General features: G+C 54.8%; 17 protein-coding genes and 2 pseudogenes. 8 read left to right on the plus strand and 11 right to left on the minus strand.

The genetic code is table 11. The features are described from left to right. The 7 genes from ACZ9IU_RS30480 to ACZ9IU_RS30510 all read right to left on the minus strand — a co-directional run. A partial coding sequence (locus ACZ9IU_RS30480) for a nitrogenase component 1 (protein ID WP_498957856.1) occupies positions 1–888 on the minus strand: 888 nt, incomplete at its 3' end. Between the two features lie 101 nt (positions 889–989). Continuing rightward, entirely contained in the window at positions 990–1,886 is an 897-nt protein-coding gene (gene nifH, locus ACZ9IU_RS30485; RefSeq protein WP_040125985.1) for a nitrogenase iron protein, read from the minus strand. A gap of 430 nt (positions 1,887–2,316) precedes the next feature. Then, complete coding sequence (locus ACZ9IU_RS30490; protein WP_040125984.1) at positions 2,317–3,105, minus strand: ABC transporter permease; 789 nt, start codon at positions 3,103–3,105, stop codon at positions 2,317–2,319. A 2-nt stretch (positions 3,106–3,107) separates the two neighbouring features. Then, positions 3,108–4,151, minus strand: a complete 1,044-nt coding sequence (nodI, locus tag ACZ9IU_RS30495) for a nodulation factor ABC transporter ATP-binding protein NodI (protein WP_244447643.1) — start codon at positions 4,149–4,151, stop codon at positions 3,108–3,110. A gap of 2 nt (positions 4,152–4,153) precedes the next feature. Then, positions 4,154–5,455 carry a chitooligosaccharide synthase NodC gene (gene nodC, locus ACZ9IU_RS30500; protein WP_040125983.1) on the minus strand — a complete coding sequence of 434 codons (1,302 nt, stop codon included), beginning with the start codon at positions 5,453–5,455 and terminating at the stop codon, positions 4,154–4,156. A gap of 23 nt (positions 5,456–5,478) precedes the next feature. After that, complete coding sequence (gene nodB / locus ACZ9IU_RS30505) at positions 5,479–6,117, minus strand: chitooligosaccharide deacetylase NodB (RefSeq protein WP_080719413.1); 639 nt, start codon at positions 6,115–6,117, stop codon at positions 5,479–5,481. Beyond that, positions 6,114–6,704: a NodA family N-acyltransferase gene (locus ACZ9IU_RS30510; protein ID WP_080719412.1), complete on the minus strand. Its 591-nt coding sequence runs from the start codon at positions 6,702–6,704 to the stop codon at positions 6,114–6,116. The genes nodB and ACZ9IU_RS30510 overlap by 4 nt, the downstream gene beginning before the upstream one ends. A 245-nt stretch (positions 6,705–6,949) precedes the next feature. On the opposite strand from ACZ9IU_RS30510, the gene nodD1 reads away from it, so the two are divergent. The 3 genes from nodD1 (at position 6,950) to ACZ9IU_RS30525 (ending at position 9,998) form a co-directional block, all read left to right on the plus strand. After that, a complete protein-coding gene (gene nodD1, locus ACZ9IU_RS30515; protein WP_040125982.1) occupies positions 6,950–7,861 on the plus strand; it encodes a transcriptional regulator NodD1 in 912 nt (303 codons plus the stop codon). Positions 7,862–8,509: 648 nt separating this feature from the next. After that, a complete protein-coding gene (locus ACZ9IU_RS30520; RefSeq protein WP_040125981.1) occupies positions 8,510–8,788 on the plus strand; it encodes an acyl carrier protein in 279 nt (92 codons plus the stop codon). Position 8,789: 1 nt separating this feature from the next. Beyond that, the gene (locus tag ACZ9IU_RS30525; RefSeq protein ID WP_040125980.1) at positions 8,790–9,998 is read left to right on the plus strand and encodes a beta-ketoacyl-[acyl-carrier-protein] synthase family protein; all 1,209 of its coding nucleotides are present in this window, start codon (positions 8,790–8,792) and stop codon (positions 9,996–9,998) included. Positions 9,999–10,290: 292 nt separating this feature from the next. Here ACZ9IU_RS30525 and ACZ9IU_RS30530 read toward each other — a convergent pair. From ACZ9IU_RS30530 to ACZ9IU_RS30540, 3 genes and pseudogenes are all read right to left on the minus strand, one after another. After that, a pseudogene (locus ACZ9IU_RS30530) lies at positions 10,291–10,678 on the minus strand (alkyl sulfatase dimerization domain-containing protein). Positions 10,679–10,903: 225 nt separating this feature from the next. After that, positions 10,904–12,109 carry an aminotransferase class V-fold PLP-dependent enzyme gene (locus ACZ9IU_RS30535; RefSeq protein ID WP_040125978.1) on the minus strand — a complete coding sequence of 402 codons (1,206 nt, stop codon included), beginning with the start codon at positions 12,107–12,109 and terminating at the stop codon, positions 10,904–10,906. Between the two features lie 286 nt (positions 12,110–12,395). Beyond that, on the minus strand, positions 12,396–13,310 hold the full coding sequence (locus ACZ9IU_RS30540) for a LysR family transcriptional regulator (RefSeq protein WP_040125977.1): 915 nt from the start codon (positions 13,308–13,310) through the stop codon (positions 12,396–12,398). A gap of 168 nt (positions 13,311–13,478) precedes the next feature. Between ACZ9IU_RS30540 and ACZ9IU_RS30545 the strand changes: the two genes are divergently transcribed. From ACZ9IU_RS30545 to ACZ9IU_RS30565, 5 genes and pseudogenes are all read left to right on the plus strand, one after another. Next, positions 13,479–13,862: a RidA family protein gene (locus tag ACZ9IU_RS30545; RefSeq protein ID WP_046636061.1), complete on the plus strand. Its 384-nt coding sequence runs from the start codon at positions 13,479–13,481 to the stop codon at positions 13,860–13,862. Positions 13,863–13,925: 63 nt separating this feature from the next. Further along, positions 13,926–14,948 (plus strand): carbon-nitrogen hydrolase family protein, encoded by a 1,023-nt coding sequence (locus tag ACZ9IU_RS30550; protein WP_040125976.1) that lies wholly within the window; start codon positions 13,926–13,928, stop codon positions 14,946–14,948. A 4-nt stretch (positions 14,949–14,952) separates the two neighbouring features. Then, a complete protein-coding gene (locus tag ACZ9IU_RS30555) occupies positions 14,953–15,936 on the plus strand; it encodes a molybdopterin-dependent oxidoreductase (RefSeq protein ID WP_040125975.1) in 984 nt (327 codons plus the stop codon). A 407-nt stretch (positions 15,937–16,343) separates the two neighbouring features. After that, positions 16,344–17,582: an MFS transporter gene (locus ACZ9IU_RS30560; RefSeq protein WP_051900757.1), complete on the plus strand. Its 1,239-nt coding sequence runs from the start codon at positions 16,344–16,346 to the stop codon at positions 17,580–17,582. Between the two features lie 44 nt (positions 17,583–17,626). After that, positions 17,627–18,306 (plus strand): annotated as a pseudogene (locus ACZ9IU_RS30565) (transposase). A gap of 336 nt (positions 18,307–18,642) precedes the next feature. On the opposite strand, the gene ACZ9IU_RS30570 reads toward ACZ9IU_RS30565, so the two are convergent. Next, positions 18,643–19,323, minus strand: a complete 681-nt coding sequence (locus tag ACZ9IU_RS30570; protein WP_040125973.1) for a hypothetical protein — start codon at positions 19,321–19,323, stop codon at positions 18,643–18,645. Between the last annotated feature and the right edge of the window lie 164 nt (positions 19,324–19,487).

Consider the following 19,487-nt stretch of genomic DNA (forward strand, 5'->3'; position numbering starts at 1 on the left):
CTCTTCCATGTGCCGCGAGATGTAGTTCATCGAGCGGTAGCAGTGGATTAGGTTTAGCTTGGCTTTCGGTGCGCGCTCTACTTCAGCGAGCGTGGCATCTCCAGACCAGTTACCGATCACTCGCAGTCCGACCTCCTCGAGTAACAGGCGCGATGCCCATGCGTCACCACCGATGTTGTAGTCGCCTATGACGTTAACGTCGAATGCACCGGGCGTAAAATCCGGGTTCTTCTTGTCAAAGATCCAATCTCGTATGGCATCGTTGGCGATGTGGTGGCCGAGAGACTGAGAAACACCACGAAAGCCCTCGCAACGCACTGGCACAATCGTTTTTTTGTATTCCGCTGCCTTCTTCCGGGATACAGCCTCGATGTCGTCGCCGATCAGGCCGATTGGGCATTCGGATTGTATTGTAACGCCGTTGTTCAGCGGAAACAGTTCTTCGATCTCATCGATAACCTTTTCCAATTTTTTGTCGCCGCCGAAAACAATATCCTTTTCTTGAAAGTCCGAAGTAAATTGCATGGTGACAAAAGTGTCGATGCCTGTTTGACCCATATAGTAGTTGCGGCGCTGCGACCACGAATACTGACCGCACCCAACCGGTCCATGCGAGATGTGGACCATGTCCTTGATCGGCCCCCAAACGACACCCTTAGAGCCTGCATAGGCGCAGCCGCGGATGGTCATCACGCCGGGAATTGACTTAACGTTCGACTTCACGTCGGATCGGGACGTTGAGGAGTTGCCCAGGCTGCTCGCATCCTCACCCGTTGCCACGTTGAGATGCTTGTTGCGGCGTTTTGCCGTCCTATCGTGATATCCAGACAGCACATCCTCTATCACCTTCGTGTGAAAGGCGCTGTCATTTTCGTAGTTCGCGCTCATTCGATCCTGCCCTGCTTCCAAGATAATAGTGGCGCCTCGCGAGCGAGCCGCCATCGGTTTCAACGCGCATGGATCAACTGCGCAAACCTCGTCGGAAGGAGTCAGCGACTAGAAGGCGGCGCGTTCGCGTCCTTGGCCTGAAGCTCCGCGAGCATCTGCTCGTCTGTCTTCATGATTCCGAAGTCGAGCAACATGTCTTCCAACTCTTCCATCGTGATCGGAGTCGGAATTGTCCCTTGGCCCGAGTTGGCGTGAATTTTCTCAGCCAACTTCCGGTACTCCGCAGCCTGTTGGGATTCTGGAGCATATTGGATCACCGTCATCTTTCTAAGCTCGGCGTGCTGCACGATGTTGTCGCGTGGCACAAAGTGAATGAGCTTTGAATTCAGCCTTGCAGCGAGTGCTTCGGCAAGATCCAGTTCACGGTCAGTCTGACGTTCATTGCAAATCAGGCCACCTAGGCGCACGCTGCCGACCGTCGCATACTTAAGGATGCCTCTGGCGATATTGTTGGCGGCGTAGAGTGCCATCATCTCGCCGGACATCACGATGTAGATTTCTTGGGCCTTGTTTTCTCGAATTGGCATCGCAAAGCCGCCACACACCACGTCGCCCAGGACGTCATAGGAGACATAATCGACATCATCATATGCGCCGTTCTCCTCCAGAAAGTTAATCGACGTAATAACACCGCGGCCAGCGCAGCCGACGCCAGGTTCCGGTCCACCGGACTCCACGCATCTAATGCCTTTGTATCCCAGCTTGAGCACATCTTGGAGTTCCAAGTCTTCAACCGAACCTTTTGTCGCCGCAAGATGAAGAACAGTATCCTGCGCCTTCGCGTTCAGGATGAGGCGAGTTGAATCGGCCTTTGGGTCGCAGCCGACGATGAGGATCCTCTGCCCCAGTTCGACCATCGCCGCGAGAGTATTTTGGGAAGTGGTCGATTTACCGATCCCGCCTTTTCCGTAGAATGCGATTTGACGCAAACCTGCCATGCTTCTGCCTTCCCTATGGAACTTCGCCCTGTCCCGTCAATGATTGCCGGCAGCTTTCGCCACCGCATAAAACACAGCAAGATACGTGCCAAATTGCGACGCGATTCGAGGAAAGGCAGATTTAAATTAGATTTCAAAGATAAAAATGGACTGAACCGACGTCGGACCACCTCGGTAAATGTCGTGGAAGCGACAAAAGTCGTGTGCATTGTCGCACACGCGAGACGACCATACGATATGGGGGCCGAGATCTTTGTGCATCGGCAGGGCCATTCAGCTCCCCCTCGATATCACCAGCGCTGTATATTCCGTAGGGAATTTCATCCTAGGCGAACCGAATGCACTGCGAACGCATCTTCAGTCTCTATAACGGTCGAAACCCACGGGCCAATTCGAGAGTCAGTACTTCCATAGTTCCAACCGTTTGCGGCTATTGGGTTAGGCGACGACGCAGCAACGCGATCGACACGAAAAAGGGCAGCACAATGTAAAGGCAAAGAGCTCCAAGATGCAGCGTGATATCTGGAACGGGATGCCCAAGCATTGCCGGACGAATGAGATCGATGGAATGTGCGAGTGGGAGAAGGTGCGTTATACGCTGAAGCATGGGCGGGAGCTGATCAACCGGGAAGACGGATCCCGACAGGACCAACATTGGGGTAATGACAAGCGACTGATAAAAAACCAGATAGTCGTAACTGGGTGCCAGTGCCGCCACGACCATCGATAAGCTCGCGAAGGCAAGACCCGTCAGCGCGATGACTGGGAGAACATAGATCAGGGAGTCCCATTCCGAATAGGCTAGCGTGGCTGTCACGATACCAATCGCCGTACCTGCTATAGACGCCTTCGTTGCCGCCCACGCCATTTCCCCCAGGACGATATCCCCAAGCGTAAGTTTGGTGTATAGCATCGCCTCCCAAGTGCGGTGATCTCGCATGCGAGCAAACGTAGCGTAAATCGTTTCAAAAGTAGATGCGGTCATCGCGCTCGTTGCGACCATCCCGGCCGCCAGAAATGCAGAATAGGAGACGCCGCCGACATTGCCCAACATCACGCCGAGTCCTGACCCTAATCCGAAGATGTAAATCATGGGATCGGCAAGATTACCCAGGAGTGATGCTGGAGCGACTTTCTTCCATGCCAGAAAGTTTCGCCGCCAGACCGCGACCCAATTCAGCAATCCCGAGGGAAGTGCCTCTGTAGAAAATCTACCCATCGCTACTTCTCCATCTCGCGCCCTGTCAGCCGCAAAAAAACGTCTTCCAGATTAGCCGGGCGTTCAAGCAGGCGCAGACCGGGAAATTCCCGCAGCTTGGCACGGACCTGATCGGAATTAACTGTGTAACAGAACAGCGTCTCTCCACTAATCTCGATCCTTTCGACATGTGGTCTGACTATCAAACTGATTTCGTCAGGGTTGCCCCCGTAAACCTCAATAACCGGGCAACCGATTATATCTTTAATCAGGGAGAGAGGGGGGCCTTCGGCGATCATGCGCCCACCTTCGAGTACGCACAACCGGTCACACATCCGCTCGGCTTCATCCATCATATGCGTTGTCAAAAGAATGGTCTTGCCGCGAATAAGCAGGGAGCGCAGCCGCTCCCATATCTGGTGGCGAGCGGGCGGATCCAGGCCAGTGGTTGGCTCGTCCAGTATAAGCAGTTGCGGATCGTTTACGAGTGCTCGCGCCAACGTCAATCGGCGTTTCATGCCGCCCGATAAGTCTGATACGCGAACATCAGCTTTGGCCTCAAGCTGTGCAAATTCTAGTAGCGATGGGATGAGCTCTTCGATCGCGCCGGTACTCATTTGGAAATAACGACCAAAGACCAGTAGATTCTCGCGGACGGTAAACTCCATGTCCAAATTGTCGAACTGCGACACTACCCCGATGCCCGCTCGCGCTAAACGAGCCTTCCCTGGTACCGGCAGTCCAAGCACAGATATCTTTCCCGCGCTCGGTGTCGCCATCCCAAGCAACATACGCGTAATCGTGCTTTTGCCTGCACCGTTTGGCCCTAGCAATCCGAAGCACTCTCCAGCTTTCACGCCGAACGACAAGGAATCGACGACCGTTTTCTCGCGGTAGATCATAGTAACGGCCTGAAGATCGATCGCCATGGTAGGCGCAGAGTTGGGCTCCGGTTCAAGATGGCCCGTCTTGATTTCGCGCTCGGGATTGGATCGAGCGGAGGCTGAGTTTCGGTCCGTTGATATAGTCTTCGGTCTCAACTTTTCACGTTCCATGTTCTCACCCATAGCTACCTCCGAAAGCGCGACGAAGTATCGCCCACAAAAAGGGATTCGGAGGTCACGATCTCCGCTTCATTCGGAGCGCCGTTACCTTTGGCAATTGCCGGTCCGTCGGCCGTCGAACCGCGAGACAGCCAGTCGCTATTGGAGAGGGTGAGCAGGGCAAAGCCCTTCAAAGGGATCAACATGAACAGGTTTATTAGCGTGTGAATTGAGAATGCCAGAAATCGGATCTGGCGCGCGCGGTAGGCAGCGACTGAACATCGCACCATTGTCATCGACGCAATGATGATGATCGTCCATCCCGGCATCGTTGCTGTTAGCACGAACTGGATTATGCCCGTGGCTGAAGACACCGCCAAGAGCAATGGTCCGATGTTCTGGTGAATGGCATCCAATGTCAGAAAGCGATTGTGGCTAGGCAGGAGAGGCAAAGCGAGTAAGGTGTCACGGAAGGTGCTGCGTGCCCAACGTAGTTGCTGACGTAGGTAGGACCCTATGCGGTCTGGTACGACAGTTTTCGCTATTGCCTCGGGAACGTATTCGGTTCTGAATCCTGCACTTAGCATGAGGATCGTTAAATGGCGATCCTCGCCAAAGTCACTTGGCTTGCCTCGATAAAGTTGCGTTTGATACTGATCAAGAAGCAAGAGAAGTGCGGACCGGCGGTACATGGCGCACGGGCCGCAGCAACACATAACCGCGCCAAATCGAGCCTGGGCGGCGCGTTCGTCGTTACAGGCTAACCAGTATTCCATGTCAATCAAGCGCGTCAGCAGGTTTTGGTCGCGATTGCTCGCTTTTAATTGGCCCATAGCGGCGCCAACGTCAGAGTCGCGCATTTTTTCGACGAGCAGAGTCACGACGTCCGAGGCGATAGAAGTGTCCGAATCAACGTTTAGGATCAAGTCTCCACATGACCGTTCTATTGCAGCGATCTGTGCTTTGCGCTTTCCGACATTCTTCGGCAGCAGCAGGAATTCGAACCTCGGATCCGAGGTGTAAAGCCCGTGAACAGGCAAGATTGCCTCACGATTGCTGGAGCCATCATCAACTATATATACTCGAAACTTGCCGCCATAGTCCTGCCCCGCCAACGAGGCGAGGCAGGCCGAAAGAATGGCCGGATCTTCGTTGAAGCATGGGACAATGATGTCTACGCTGGGCAAATGGGCAGGATCAATCCCCTTTGACCTCGGCTGTGAGCCGCTGGCTTTGCTCGCGTAGAAAGCCTGCATACTTTTATAGATTGCCGATAACAGCGCATGAAGCGTGGCGGCTGCGATACCGATTGTTTCAAGCAAGGTCATAGTATCTCGTGTGTTGATCAATGCTAAGGAAGTGAACGGATCGTCAGTCCACGGCTACGCAGTGATTTGATGATTGCGGATATGGCTGCAAGCGTTTGATCACGCAGCGTTGGAAGCTTGGCCGGGTCCGCAGCACCGGGGGGGCATCCATCATGCAGAAGCACGATGGACCCGGGTTTGGTAGCGCCAAGCACGCGGTCAACGATGGCGTCGACGCCCGGGCAAGACCAGTCTCGAGGGTCAACTGACCAATGTACGGGTGCTAAACCTAAGCTCGCCGATTTGACGAGAGCCTCTTCCGTCCACTTGCCATACGGGGCTCGAATGTGGCGGATAGAAGCGCCAGCGCATGCGGAGAGAATAGCCCTATTTGCTTCATCTATTTCACGTTCCACCTGTGGCCGGCTGCAGAGGGCCAGATCGGGATGCGTCATCGTGTGATTGGCGACACCGTGGCCTTCCGAAACAATACGTTGAACAAGGCCCGGATGTGCTTCCGCGTGAGCACCAATGACAAAAAACGTTGCTGACACGGCATGTTGTGCTAGGACATCCAGAATCTGTGGTGTGCAAAATGGGTTGGGACCGTCATCGAACGTCAGGTAGACGCACTGATCGTCCGCACCCGCATCCACTCTATCTATGATATTGAGGTTCTTCATAGTTCCGGCCCGCGTCGCTGTATGAGGGACCCCGACGGCCAGTCGCTCATTGTGCGCCCAACCGGAACTACAACAACTAGAACGTCTTCGGTTCGAGTGGCCGGGCAATCACGATAGACATCCGCAAGAGTAGACTCTACGCGAATGCCGGACACGATATTTGCCGCGCCATCCCTGCAGAATCTCTCGATGTGATTTCGCATCGCGTATCGCACAGTTCCGAATGCGAAAGGCACGCCAAGCCCTTCCACGACCGGAGCCATGGCTCGAATGGAGTGAGCGATGCCCAGTTTTTCTAGATCCGGCCGAACACCATATAACCCCAACTCAGCCACAAGCAGTTCTGTCTCACCCACTCTGATGAAACGCCGTAACAACCCTAGATGACCGGCTATTCCTTTGGAATCGTAGGCAATAGCGCGAAGCTCAGGCCGAGCGCCGGCCCAGCTACGACCATCCTCAAAGGGTTTGGCGTTAAACTTCCCGGTTGGGCCATATGTATTCCGAAAGAATGATGCGAGCTCCACGTGGTCGGAGGAAGCCAACTCAGTTTCCCAATGTAATTTCCAATGTACCCCGGAAGACATGCAGCGCTCCAATTGTTGTTTGACCAAAGGAAACAACCATAAACAGCAGCAACCAACGCACGGTACAGCTGCTTTGGGCTGTGGAGCTGGCTTGGTCCACCAATGCACAGCAGCGTTCCTTGTTGCCCCCCGGTTTCGGCGAGAGGCACCTTGATTTCTGCAGGATAGTGGGTCTTCTAGTTCGATGAGATGATATCGGTAAAATCTATTGTTTGGATACAAAGCATTTAGGAGATGGATATCGGATGCGATTCAGAGGCTTGGACTTAAACCTGCTTGTAGCGCTTGACGCTCTGATGACCGAGCGGCAGTTGACTGCCGCGGCCCGGCGCATCAACCTCAGTCAACCGGCAATGAGTGCGGCTATTGCCCGTCTCCGAAATTATTTCCATGATGATCTCTTCGTAATGCAAGGGCGCGAACTCATTTTGACCCCCCGTGCCGAAGCACTTGCGCCTGCTGTTAGAGACACCCTGCTCCATATCCAACTCTCTGTTATCGCCTGGGATCCAATCAAACCCGCGGAGTCCGATCGTCGGTTCAGGATTATCCTATCCGACTTCATGACACTGATATTCATGGAGAAGGTGATAAAGCGGATTGCGCGGGAGGCGCCACGTGTGACCTTTGAACTGTTGCCCCTTGATGACGATCCCGATGAGCTTCTGCGCCGGGGTGACGTTGATTTTCTGATTCTGCCGGATTTGTTGATGCCGAACATCCATCCCAAAGCGAAGCTCTTCGATGAGACGCTTGTTTGCGTAGGATGCCCAATGAACAAGCAGTTGGAAGATCGGCTTTCCATGGAACAGTTTATGTCGATGGGGCACGTCGCGGCCAAATTTGGCCGTTTAATGAAGCCTTCAGTTGAGCAATGGCTATTGCTCGAACATGGGTTCAGAAGAAGGATTGAGCTCGTCGTACCGGGCTTCACTTTAATCCCGCCACTGCTGGTGGGGACGGACCGAATTGCGACCATTCCAATGCGATTGGTGAAACATTTTGAGCAGACGATACCCCTGAAAATCGTCGAGCATCCCCTTCCACCTCTCCACTTCCCCCTGGCAGTCCAATGGCCCGCGCTTCATAACACCGACCCAGGCAACATTTGGATGCGTGAGATCATGTTTGATGAAGCTTCCCGGATGGAATCTTGATCGGAGACATTGGCTGTTTAGGCGGCACCGTTCGCTAGGACGGATGATGCTGACCCCATGGAAGTCACAGGCGGGATCATCGCGACGATACTGTAATGTTTGGCCAATGTGATTTTACTCTTTCTTCAACCATTGTTAGCTGGATGACGCTTGGCGGAGCCAGCTCTTCAGAGCATCGCTAGCGTAAGAACGGCGCGCGAACACCAATTCTTCCCGTTCCCCTAGCTGCCAACATTTCGCTCAACCTCTTGATCCCTTCCGATGGTGGGCGATCGACAATTTTGCCCCGAGCCGACGGAGGCATATGTCCATCTCGCAACTTCGCTTACGTCTAGCGATCAAGTGCCAGTCCGCTGATCAGGCTTTTACCGTAGCGGCCGGGGATAGAGGTCGCGTCACGAAGAGCTTGCTCCACCAAGCGACTTCTTACTCGACGTAACACGGCACATTCGCCGGACAAATACATCAAATCCACGCAATCAATTTTACTAATGGCGGCAGATGCAACATAGGGGATCTGACAAGAGCCAACTCATAGCACTTCGCGCCTGGGGACTAGCTCATATGTTTGCTTGCCAACGGAGCGGAGTCGCGTGTCGTTGAACGCGCAGATTTGCCCTCTCAAACCAGAACGCATGGAGGAAAAGAATGGCTGATGAACTCGCGATTGAAGTTATCACCACGATCAAGCGGCGCGTTGAATCGGAGCAGGGCGGGATAGCAGCTGCATCAATGACCGAGATAACCATCGAAACTGAATTGACGTCCTTGGGCATCGACTCTTTGGGTTTGGCTGACGTCCTTTGGGATCTGGAGCAGGCCCACGGGATCAAAATTGAGCTGAACACATCCGATGCGTGGTCAAATCTCAGCAATGTTGGTGACGTTGTCGAGGCCGTCCGCGGATTGATTGCGAAGGAAGTTTAAAATGAACAGACGGGTAGTCATCACCGGGATGGGTGGGCTTTGCGGCTTAGGCACCGACGCACAATCAATTTGGACAGAAATGCGGGAAGGTCGCGCAGCAATCGGTCCAATTGCTAACACCCCGCTTTACGATCTGGAGGGGACTGTTGGGTCCGAGATAGGGGGGCTGCCCGAGCACGAGATCAGCCGCAAGCAGCTTGCCTCAATGGACCGCTTCAGCCTCTTGGCTGTGATTGCAGCATGGGAAGCGCTGCGACATGCAGGGCTTTCGGTCAATGAAGGAAACCGCACCCGCTTCGGCGCAACCGTTGGCGTCTGCGGCTGCGGGTGGGATGCAATCGAGCAGAGCTATCGCGGCCTCTTTTTGGGGGGAGCAAGCCGCGTACCCATTTTTAGTGCCCTGAAAGCCATGCCAAGCGCGCCAGCAGCACAGGTAAGCATGGTGCTGCGCCTAATGGGCCCGGTATTTGGAGTTACTTCCGCTTGCGCGTCGGCAAATCACGCTATCGCTACGGCGGTGGATCAAATCAAGCTGGGCCGCGCCGATGTGATGCTCGCTGGCGGTAGCGATGCCCCGCTCACCTACGGAGTACTAAAGGCTTGGGAGGCTCTGCGGATACTAGCGCCGGATACATGCCGCCCGTTTTCCGCCGATCGAAGGGGTGTTGTTCTGGGAGAGGGCGCTGGCATGGCGGTACTGGAAAGCTACGAGCATGCTGCCGCTCGCGGCGCTACCATACTTGCCGAGATCGTCGGAGTGGGCCTTTCCGCCGACGCTTTCGATATCACGAGCCCATCAGTTGAGGGACCAGAGTCAGCGATGCGAAATTGCCTTGCTGACGGCGGTTTAAACCCCGAAGATGTCGATTACCTTAATGCTCACGGCACCGGCACCAAGGCTAACGATCTAACGGAAACAGCAGCAGTTAAACGTGTCTTCGGAGACCATGCATATTCAATGTCGATTTCCTCCACGAAGTCGATGCACGCGCATTGCCTTGGCGCAGCAAGCGCACTGGAAATGATTGCATGCGTGATGGCGATCAGAGAGGGCGTAGTGCCGCCGACCGCAAACCATCGAGAGCATGACCCTGACTGCGATCTAGACGTTACGCCCAATGTGGCGCGCCAACGTAAGGTACGTGTTGCCTTAAGCAACTCCTTTGCGATGGGTGGCACCAACGCCGTATTGGCCTTTAAGGGCGTGTAGGGTCCTGGACCGCCAATTTCCTGCTCCCCTGAGCGATTTGTACAGGCGGCCATCATCAAATCTACCATAACTAGCGGGGTGGAAATAAAGCGAGAAGAGAATTGATGCTGCGCATCTAAGATCTCGCCGGTGCGACGGCTGTCCATCTGCGATGGCTCGGTCTAGCCTATCAGCCAAGGAGCCGACTGGTACGCCTTGTACCAGATCGGCTCGCAACACTCCCCGAATTAGCCATTCCGGGGCCTGTACAGGTCAGGCCGTGGTGGGGAGTGTCGGTAAACCTCCCCTGCCCTCAATACTCGTCGTTTTTCGATAGATACTGCGCTGAGTTGGGAGCTGTGGCGTTGATCTGGCGATCACCCCGTTCGATTAGAGCCAAGGCCTTGATTGCCTTTGCCGCTTCGCTTTCTGGGTCGAGAGCAAGCATATGGCCGACCATTTCCGCAGCCCATTGGGGCCCCCGCACCACAACCGCTTCCTTGGCAAGATCGAGCGCCTTCTTTGCCCCGGCCATGTCGAGGATCTTGCGCGCGCTCCATCGCCGGCAGAGGGTGTAGATTGGTCGCAGTGCGATCGAACCACTCCACATAGTCGCCATCGATGCTACAGACGGCCCAAGTGACGCTACCATAATATTCCTGAAGGTACGGGCTATATGCAAGTTCTGAAGATAGGTTCACCTCCCGGGCAAATTAGTCCGGCGTCTTGCGGTGCTCAAGGCCTGCCAGGGACTGATCAAGAATGCTCTTGATTCCGGTTAGTGGGTGGGAGCATCTCTCCCCTCATCCTTCCCGAGGCTCAGACGCAATATTCCCCTGCTCCATGGAGCTGGCATCCAAGGTGAGCATCTTCTCAAGGCTGGCGATCCATGTCTCAGGTGGCCTCACTCGTTAGTCGGGCAGACGTTATGCCGCAAGACCAGCAATCGCTTCGAGAAACGCATCGATTTCTTCCTCCGTATTGTAGTAATGCGGCGATGCCCGCACGACCGGCGGAAGCTGTCGCGAATAGGCGTCAACGGGCGTGCTGGAGGGAGGTGACACGGAGACGTTTATTCCTTTATCTGTCAGATAGGCCATGACCGCTGACGAGGCCCAACCGCTAACGGTGAATGAGATGATGGAAGCGAGCGGCGCCCCAAGGTCATGGATCGATACGGAACGCAACTCTCTCAGGCCCTCGCGCAGCCTGGATGAAAGGCGATTACAACGCTGCTCAATGTTGTCGAGTCCAACGCCCAGCGCGTAGTCAACTGCCGCCCGCAGGCCGAGACGAACCGAATAGTTCTTCTCCCACGTTTCAAAACGCCTGGCATCGGGTCGCAATTCGTATCGGCCAGGAGCTGTCAAGGGCGCACCATAGAGGTCTATCATCGCTGGCTCTATCTTCTCGAGGACTGATCTACGCATATACATGAAACCAGTTCCCCGCGGCGCACGGAGAAACTTCCGACCCGTGGCGGTGAGGATATCGCAGCCAAGCGCGTTGACATCAATCGGCATCTGACCCGCCGCCTGGCATGCGTCGAGTAGATAGAGGATGCCATTTTCTCGCGCTATTCGACCGATCGCTGCCGCTGGATTGATAAGGCCGCCATTCGTCGGTATCCAAGTGACCGCTATCAGCCGCACGCGATCATCGATCATTCCCACCAGTGCGGTCGGATCGAGGACGCCAGAGGCGTCATTCGGGATGACTTCGATAGATACCCCGGTGCGCTTAGCGACTTGCAGAAAGGCGATGTAGTTGGCTGCAAATTCGGCACTTGCCGTCAGAATCCGGTCCCCTGGACCAAAGGAGAGGGAGTAAAACGCGCGCTGCCAGGCGATTGTTGCATTTTCAGCTATCGCTATCTCATCGCGGGTGCAGTTTACGAGTGTGGCCAAGCTGTCATATGTCCCCTCAAGTAGAGAGCTGGCCTCGGCGGCGGCTTCGTATCCGCCGATCTCTCCTTCACGGCCTATGTACCCGATTACCGCTTCAATAACCGGGCTGGGCATCAAGGCAGCCCCAGCATTGTTAAGGTGGTTTCTGTTTTTTGTCCCGGGCGTTTCAGCACGCAAGCGCAGAAGATCCAACGCCTTGTGAGCGTCGCCGATAAATTGCGACATGCTGTTTCCTTCCTTTCATCGAACCACCAATTTAGTTGACGCTATCCGCACTGTCGCGAAACCCCCTACTTTTGCAACCGGCTGTGCAGATTTGAACGACGGGAAAACACTCACTGCCAGTGCCTCATCAACACGTAAGATTGTGCTCACCGGACTCCTTTTGTGTTCGCAGAGGGCATCGATCTATAGTTCCGCCGCGTGTTCCACAACCAGCTGCCATTTGCAATCGCCCGCCACGACAGCAGACCATTATGTCCGTTCGCGCTCGTGTGACAAAAAATCACAGTCACCACTGTGCTTTTCTCAGAAGGCGTTGTTCGTCTCGGCGAACCAGTTCCTTCAAGAATTGCTTCACCGCTCTCACTCTCGGAAGATAAGCTAGGTCCTGATGCGCCGACATCCAAATTTCGCGCACACCATGCAGCTCTTCGAGCACTGGAATGAGACCAACGTTCAGGCTGCGTGCGAATTCCGGAAGCGCCACAATGCCCGCCCCCGCGGATGCGGCGAACATCTGCGACATCATGCTATTTGAGCTGAACACGATCTTCGGAGCCGATACAAGCTCTTCGAGCCAAAGAACGCTTTCGAGCTGGACAAGCTCATCGATATAGCCGACGAAGCGGTGCTCCCGAAGATCTGCCGCGTAACAAGGAACTCCATTGCGCTCAAGATAAGCCTTGGAAGCGAACAGCCCTGTTTTAAAACGCCCAATCAGCTGACTGTCCAGCGCAGTTCCACGGGGTTTAAAAAAACTTAGAAATAGATCCGCCTCGCGGCGAGCGACGCGAACCGACTGAGGGGATGTTACCAGTTCGAGGTCAAGATCAGGATGCCGCTCACTGAGTTCCACAAGCCGTTTTGAGAGATAAAGTGTTGCGATACCCTCCATCGTAGCGAGTCTGACGGTACCGCGGATCTCGTCGCGATTGCTCACGTCACTTCGAAGGGCATTCACCCCGTTCTCAATTTCCTCCGCCCGTCGCATGGTAATTAGCCCAGCCGGTGTCAGCAAAAGTCCGTCCGGATTCCGCTCGACGAGCGCGCCGCCCACCGTATATTCTAAACGAGCAAGCCGGCGCGAAACGGTAGAGTGGCTGACCTTCAGTTCGCGGGCGGCGCCGGTCACGCTCTTGCACCGGACTACGGTAAGGAAAAGCTTGAGATCATCCCAATCAAGGTGGTCAATTGCCGTCGCCATGCTCCCCCCGTCTATTTTTGCACAGCATAGTGCATTCTATTGGGGTTGGCGCGCAGATTCGCTCTGCTAGCTTCGGACCCGACCCCCCAGTTAGTCCGTGTGAAGCAAACTTCGGCAGGCGGACTGATCCCAAAAGTTGGTCTGCTTAAGGTAACCTAGGAGAAGACCATGTCGAGACAAACTGTGAACTCTTCGCACGCCACCGCTGTGGGATCATACTCGCACGCGACATGGGCTGGCGACTTGCTGTTCTGCTCTGGCCAAACGCCGATCAACCCGAGCTCCGGCAGACTGGCCGATGGCGGCATTGCCGATCAAACACGCCAGTGCTTTGACAAGCTATTTCAGGTTCTCGAGGCGGCAGGATTAGGGGGCGACGACGTCGTTTCAGTCAACGTCTATTTGACCGACATGAGCGACTTTAGCCATATGAATCGGGTTTACGCCACTCGCTTTTCAGCACCTTATCCCTCGCGCACCACCATTGGCTGCTCCAGTCTGCAGCTAGGAGCGCGAATAGAAATCAGTCTAACGGCACAACGACAATCCTGAACACGCCGCGCTTGTCGCGATGCTCCAGATGGGAAGGGCCGATTTTATCGGCAATGGAAATCGATGAGAACCGTGAGTTTTAAGGCCGCCGCCGCTCATACCGCGTCGGTGTACTTGGATCCCTTGGCAAGCGCAAACAAAGCTTGCTCCGTGATTGCTGAGGCGAGCCGCAACGGCGCTTCCCTGGTGGTGTTTTCGGAGAGTTTTCTTCCCGGTTTCCCTATTTGGGCAGCACTTTACCCGCCGATCCAATCGCACGAACATTTCAGGCGCTTCTTGAATGCTTCGGTATACGTGGATGGCCCGGAAATTGAGCGCGTGCGGAAAGCGGCGACTGACTATGGTGTTTTCGTTTCGATCGGCTTCTCGGAGCGCAATCCGGCAAGTGTCGGAGGACTGTGGAATAGCAACATCTTGATCTCAGATACTGGCCAAATCCTAATCCACCACAGAAAACTGGTCGCGACCTTTTTCGAAAAATTGGTATGGGACCCCGGCGACGGCGCTGGTCTGGTCGTCGCGAATACAAGAATTGGACGTATTGGCGGTCTCATTTGCGGGGAAAATACCAATCCGCTTGCGCGGTATACTCTGATGACGCAAGCAGAACAGGTCCACATAAGCACTTATCCCCCCATATGGCCTACTCGTGTTCCTACAGAAAGAGACAACTACGACAACCGGGCGGCCAATCGAATCCGTGCCTCGGCCCATTGTTTCGAGGCCAAGTGCTTCGGCATCATTGTAGCCGGGCGGTTGGATGAAAGCGCGCGCCAGTCCATAGCCTTGAATGACCCCACGGTCGCGGCGGTCATAGATGCCAGTCCGAAGGCCAGCAGCTTTTTCCTCGGACCAACGGGGGCGCCCGTTGGTGATGAATTGATTGACGAAGGTATCGGGTACGCCCATATCGATCTGGAGGATTGTATTGAACCGAAGCGGTTTCACGACGTCGTTGCGGGTTACAACCGCTTTGACATATTCGACGTAGCTGTGAACCGGACGCGTCGAAAGCCGATAAAATTTGTAAAAGACATCACTACGGAATCTTCAACGGACACTGAGGTGCAAGCGTTACCGGAGTAAGGCGATGACACGGACGGGCATGCATATGACCAAGAAGGGGTTCTCATTCCAAGGCCCTGCTGAAGGCGTTCATGCCCTCAACTCCTGGATCACCGCTGAAGACGATCTTTTTCTGGTCACTCATATGGGGTTCCTGGAAATCGACCCTAACCATTGGCATCTGGATGTCGATGGCCTCGTGGGAAACCCGGTGGAGCTGCGCTTGGCTGATCTCCTGGCGATGCCGCAGCGCGAGTATATGTCATTTCACGAATGCGCTGGCAGCCCTCTTGCTCCGACAATCGCCAAGCGCAGGATTGGAAATGTGGTTTGGAAAGGGGTGCCGCTATCGCTTGTTCTGGAGCGCGCGAAGATCAGCAGCGATGCGTCCTACGTATGGACTTCCGGCCTTGAGTGGGGCTCGTACGCAGAAGTCGAAGAACCTTATCAAAAGGATCTGCCGATCGCGAAAGCACTTGCAGAAGAGGTCCTTCTTGCACTTGAGATCAACGGCCGGCCGCTTTCCATGGAGCGCGGAGGTCCGGTTCGGCTGGTCGTGCCAGGATGGTACGGCACGAACTCCGTAAAATGGCTTGGTTCGATCACTGCCGCAGACCGGCGGTCGCGAAGCGCCTATACGACGCGTTTCTATAACGACCACACGGCTTGGGGTGTGAGACCGGTTTGGCATGTCGCCCCGGAGTCGGTCATCGTGTCGCCGTCCCCAAGTGATATACTCTCAGCTGACATGCCAACAACAATATGGGGCTGGGCTTGGGGAGACAATCAGATTTCGAGTGTCGAGGTGAGTGTGGATGGAGGAGGCTCGTGGCAAGCTGCAACAGTCGGGCCACGCGAGGATAGAAGCTGGCAAAGGTTCGAGTTGTCATGGTCGCCTCGAGCGGGTCAGCACCTCCTAATTTGCCAGTGCACGAACGAAGTCGGGGAAGGGCAGCCGTTAGCTGGCGCGAGAAACGCGGTGCACTCGGTGGAAATAAACGTCGCATGATAAGCCCTCATCTGCAGCAATGTTATAGTTATCACTGGCCCCCCCGGCGCATGAATTTGCCTTAACGTCCCGTTCCTGTTCGGCAACCCGGACGTCTGAGCCAATACCCTTGACCGTGGTCTGGGGGCAAGGCGCCCGCCCTTTATTTTCTGTCCAGGAGGGCTTCAGTCCCTGGCTCCGCGGAAACCCAGTGTGGCAGGCGTGCCGCATCGTCCAGTCTACAGGAGGAGCCAAGCCGCACTGATCGTCAACAAGAGCGCGTTCCAGCCGCCGCCTTTTCTGACGTCGAGGGAGGCGCGAGGCAAGGCGGAAAGTCGCCTTGCGGAATCGATTGGTCTTACACGTCAGACGAACCCTGCCACGCAAGGTAGCTCAAGAAAACAAACCGACATACGGGGAACAAGAGAATGTGCAAGCCTGTCAGTCAGGAAGGGGGCGATCATGTCGCCAATAGCGCCGTTTCCATTTGGCCCATCATCGTTATCTGCTTTACGATCGTCGTCTTTGATGGCCTCGACACCATCTCAATAACCTTCGTGGCGCCAAAGATTGCCAATATCTGGGACATGCCGGCGTCCGCCATGGCGCCAGTCTTCATGGCTGCCAGTATTGGCGCGGTCATTGGTTACATTGCAGCAGGTCCAATGGCAATTCGCCTTGGAGACCGCAGAGTGATGCTTCTCAGTGTCGCAGTTTTTAGCATTGGCAGCCTCGCCAGTGCAACTGCCACCGATATCATGGGTCTCGCTACCCTGCGGCTAATGACCTCCGTAGGGTTGGGAGCGGTTCTGCCTCTTGCTGTGGGCGCTGCGTCGTCCGTCGTTTCACCGGCACGTAGGTCCACCACGGCCATATTTATCACAACCGGTCTTTCAGCAGGGGGCGTACTGGCGGGTATTCTCGGAGGGCCGCTGATCCAGAACTATGGCTGGCAATCAATCTTTATAGTCGGTGGAATACTGCCCCTGCTTCTATTGCCGGCCATCGTCTGCTTTTTTCCTGCTTCGAGCCGTGAGCATACCGTAGCCGGCAAAGAAAATGCGATCCTGGGGCTGTTTGCGGGGCAGCTTGCACTTCGGACGATTCTTCTTTGGCTTTTCGCCTTCGTCGTATTTGTGGAAGCCTATGCCGTCCTCTACTGGACGCCGACGTTGTTGATCAACTGGGGCATGCCATCTGAAATGGCTCCAGCGAGCGCGGCAGTATTGTCCATGGGTGGTCTGTTCGGAGGCGTGATCCTCGTTTTCCTGGTAGTGGAACTGAGTGTCGTGAGATCCCTTATGGTGTACGGGGCCTTCGGGCTCGGCTGCATTCTGATCTTCGCACACGGAAGTCTGGACAAGACAATAATGATGGTTGTCTTCGGTATTGGAGCCGGACTGGTTCCTTGTTGTATGGGGCAGGCCGCTCTCGCTGTTTCGTTCTACCCCGGACACCTTCGAGCGACAGGAGTTGGCTTTGCTGCGGCCGCAGGCCGGATCGGTTCTGTGGTCGGCCCGGGACTTGGAGGCGCGGTCATCGCATTAGGCTGGTCGACACAGCAGATTGTCCTGATGGCGGCGGTCCCGTCCATATTTTCAGTGATCATTCTTGTCGCAATACACATCCTAGGACCTATCGACATTCAGGATTCCCAAATCGCTTGAAGACTGATTGGTAGACGACCGTGTTTGATCACGGAGGTTTGTGGATGGCAGCCAGACGATATGAATTGAGCGATGCTCAGTTGGCGAAGATTGCGTCGTTGTTGCCTGATAAAGCTGAGGATTCGGGGCGCACTGGATCGGACAACCGGCTGTTTATGAATAGTTGTCTTTGGGTGTTGCGCTCTGGCGCGATCTGCCGGAGCGGTATGGCAAGTGGAAGTCGGTGCATAAGCGTTTCAGCCGCTGATGCCATGCCGGCATCTGGGAGCAGGTGTTCGAGACGCTGAAGGCAGACTAAGACAACCAATATCTGATGAACGACAGCACGATCGTCTGTGCTCATCAGCAGGCGGCATCCGGAAAAAGGGGCCAAGGATCCGGCGCTCAGGCGTTCCCGAGTTGGATTGACCACTCGGCGACGTCATGCAAGCTCCGGCGCCTCTGGAAGGGCAGATCGGCAATGTCGTGCTGGCCGATAAGGCCTATGACAGCAATGTTTTGCGAGCAATGCGCCAGCATCGGAGCCAAAGCCGTTATCCCGTCAAACTGTTCGCGCAAGATCATCATTCCGCACGATGAACTCCCGTACATGCATTGCAACCGTATAGAGAGGTGCTTCAACCGAATGAAGCACTTCCGCAGTTTTTTAACCCGATACGATCGCAGAACCATTCATTCCCAAGGCTTCTTCTATCTGGTTGCCGCAATGCTCTGGCTGCGATGAATGTCGATCGTCCTAGCTCCCAACGACCGGTCGACCCGCGGCCAAAGCCCAATGAGTTCCATACTGCTGATCTGCTGCTGCAGCTTTTAAAGTCTCGCGATTATGCTGTTATGGGATACGGTCGCTAGCGCGTTGTTCCTTAGACACTCAAACGCTGCGGCTGGTTTCAAAGGAGCGGGCCATTCTGGACCTGACGTTCCATGGAAATTGGTTCGTATCCACCCGTTTCTTGGTCTAGACCCTCTACCCCGCCGAAAAACACAGGAGGATGTCCATGCTACAGATTACCTTTCTGGCGGCGACGCCAAGAGCTCTCTGCCGACGTGAGTCGTGGCCTTATCCGAGACCGAGCCTCTTACGCAAATCAGCGTTTTCTACGCGCAGTTTTTCTGCCAGCAATTTGCGTAGATGCTTATTTTCCTGCTCCAGCTGAAGAAGATCGACGAGCTCATCAGTTGCAAAATTGACCGATACAGCAACCATCTCATCAGGTTTTATAGCCGGTTCTCCAGTGTTTTTCCTGACGCTGGCGCCCGCCGAGAAGCTGAGTTCCTTTTTGCGCGTCCTTGTTTGTCTGCCGCGATCTACGCCCGCTGCACCTGAGAAAGTGGAAGTTTCCGCGTTGACTATGGATGCCGTCTCACTAACCGCTTTCTTGATACGCGGTTTGCGCTGCTTCTTCGATACTGAATCCGGTACAGCCTGTGATCCTTCAGTATCGGTATTGAGTGTCGGATCAACCGGGTTGACGACGGATGTCACTGGTTCGAGTAATCTTTTCTCTTTCCAAGGCTCTAGAGACAGTGTCGATGGCGCTTGGTCTGTCAACTCGGCCGAAGTCACATCCGCAAGCATATTTTGCTTCCGAACAAACTTGGAGAAAAGCGTCGCGTCGTCCTGCACTGCACGCGTGATTGATCTGAGGTCGACGTCTCCCCAGATGGTCTTTGAAATTGGCCGCTGAGTTTTTCGAGAGAGCTTACGTTCGACGATAAAGTGCCGTTGGGGCTTTTTCATAATTTTGATTCCGAAACTTCCGAGCCGCAGGCTCAACGGTATGACTGAGGTGATAGGTCGCCTATAAAACTTACTTCACAGACGGTCTAGGTCATTCGCAGATTTCCCAGCCGGACGCAGCTGTTGGAACCGGGATAGTCTGAAATGAGGCATTTGAGAATGTT

This window comes from Mesorhizobium sp. USDA 4132 (assembly GCF_056279545.1).

Bases quoted from the DNA above. Each gene is read 5' to 3' on its own strand.
- nifH (WP_040125985.1), bottom strand. From the start codon at position 1,886: ATGGCAGGTTTGCGTCAAATCGCATTCTACGGAAAAGGCGGGATCGGT.
- ACZ9IU_RS30490 (WP_040125984.1), bottom strand. From the start codon at position 3,105: ATGGGTAGATTTTCTACAGAGGCACTTCCCTCGGGATTGCTGAATTGG.
- nodI (WP_244447643.1), bottom strand. From the start codon at position 4,151: ATGGGTGAGAACATGGAACGTGAAAAGTTGAGACCGAAGACTATATCA.
- nodC (WP_040125983.1), bottom strand. From the start codon at position 5,455: ATGACCTTGCTTGAAACAATCGGTATCGCAGCCGCCACGCTTCATGCG.
- nodB (WP_080719413.1), bottom strand. From the start codon at position 6,117: ATGAAGAACCTCAATATCATAGATAGAGTGGATGCGGGTGCGGACGAT.
- ACZ9IU_RS30510 (WP_080719412.1), bottom strand. From the start codon at position 6,704: ATGTCTTCCGGGGTACATTGGAAATTACATTGGGAAACTGAGTTGGCT.
- nodD1 (WP_040125982.1), top strand. From the start codon at position 6,950: ATGCGATTCAGAGGCTTGGACTTAAACCTGCTTGTAGCGCTTGACGCT.
- ACZ9IU_RS30520 (WP_040125981.1), top strand. From the start codon at position 8,510: ATGGCTGATGAACTCGCGATTGAAGTTATCACCACGATCAAGCGGCGC.
- ACZ9IU_RS30525 (WP_040125980.1), top strand. From the start codon at position 8,790: ATGAACAGACGGGTAGTCATCACCGGGATGGGTGGGCTTTGCGGCTTA.
- ACZ9IU_RS30535 (WP_040125978.1), bottom strand. From the start codon at position 12,109: ATGTCGCAATTTATCGGCGACGCTCACAAGGCGTTGGATCTTCTGCGC.
- ACZ9IU_RS30540 (WP_040125977.1), bottom strand. From the start codon at position 13,310: ATGGCGACGGCAATTGACCACCTTGATTGGGATGATCTCAAGCTTTTC.
- ACZ9IU_RS30545 (WP_046636061.1), top strand. From the start codon at position 13,479: ATGTCGAGACAAACTGTGAACTCTTCGCACGCCACCGCTGTGGGATCA.
- ACZ9IU_RS30550 (WP_040125976.1), top strand. From the start codon at position 13,926: ATGAGAACCGTGAGTTTTAAGGCCGCCGCCGCTCATACCGCGTCGGTG.
- ACZ9IU_RS30555 (WP_040125975.1), top strand. From the start codon at position 14,953: ATGACACGGACGGGCATGCATATGACCAAGAAGGGGTTCTCATTCCAA.
- ACZ9IU_RS30560 (WP_051900757.1), top strand. From the start codon at position 16,344: ATGTGCAAGCCTGTCAGTCAGGAAGGGGGCGATCATGTCGCCAATAGC.
- ACZ9IU_RS30570 (WP_040125973.1), bottom strand. From the start codon at position 19,323: ATGAAAAAGCCCCAACGGCACTTTATCGTCGAACGTAAGCTCTCTCGA.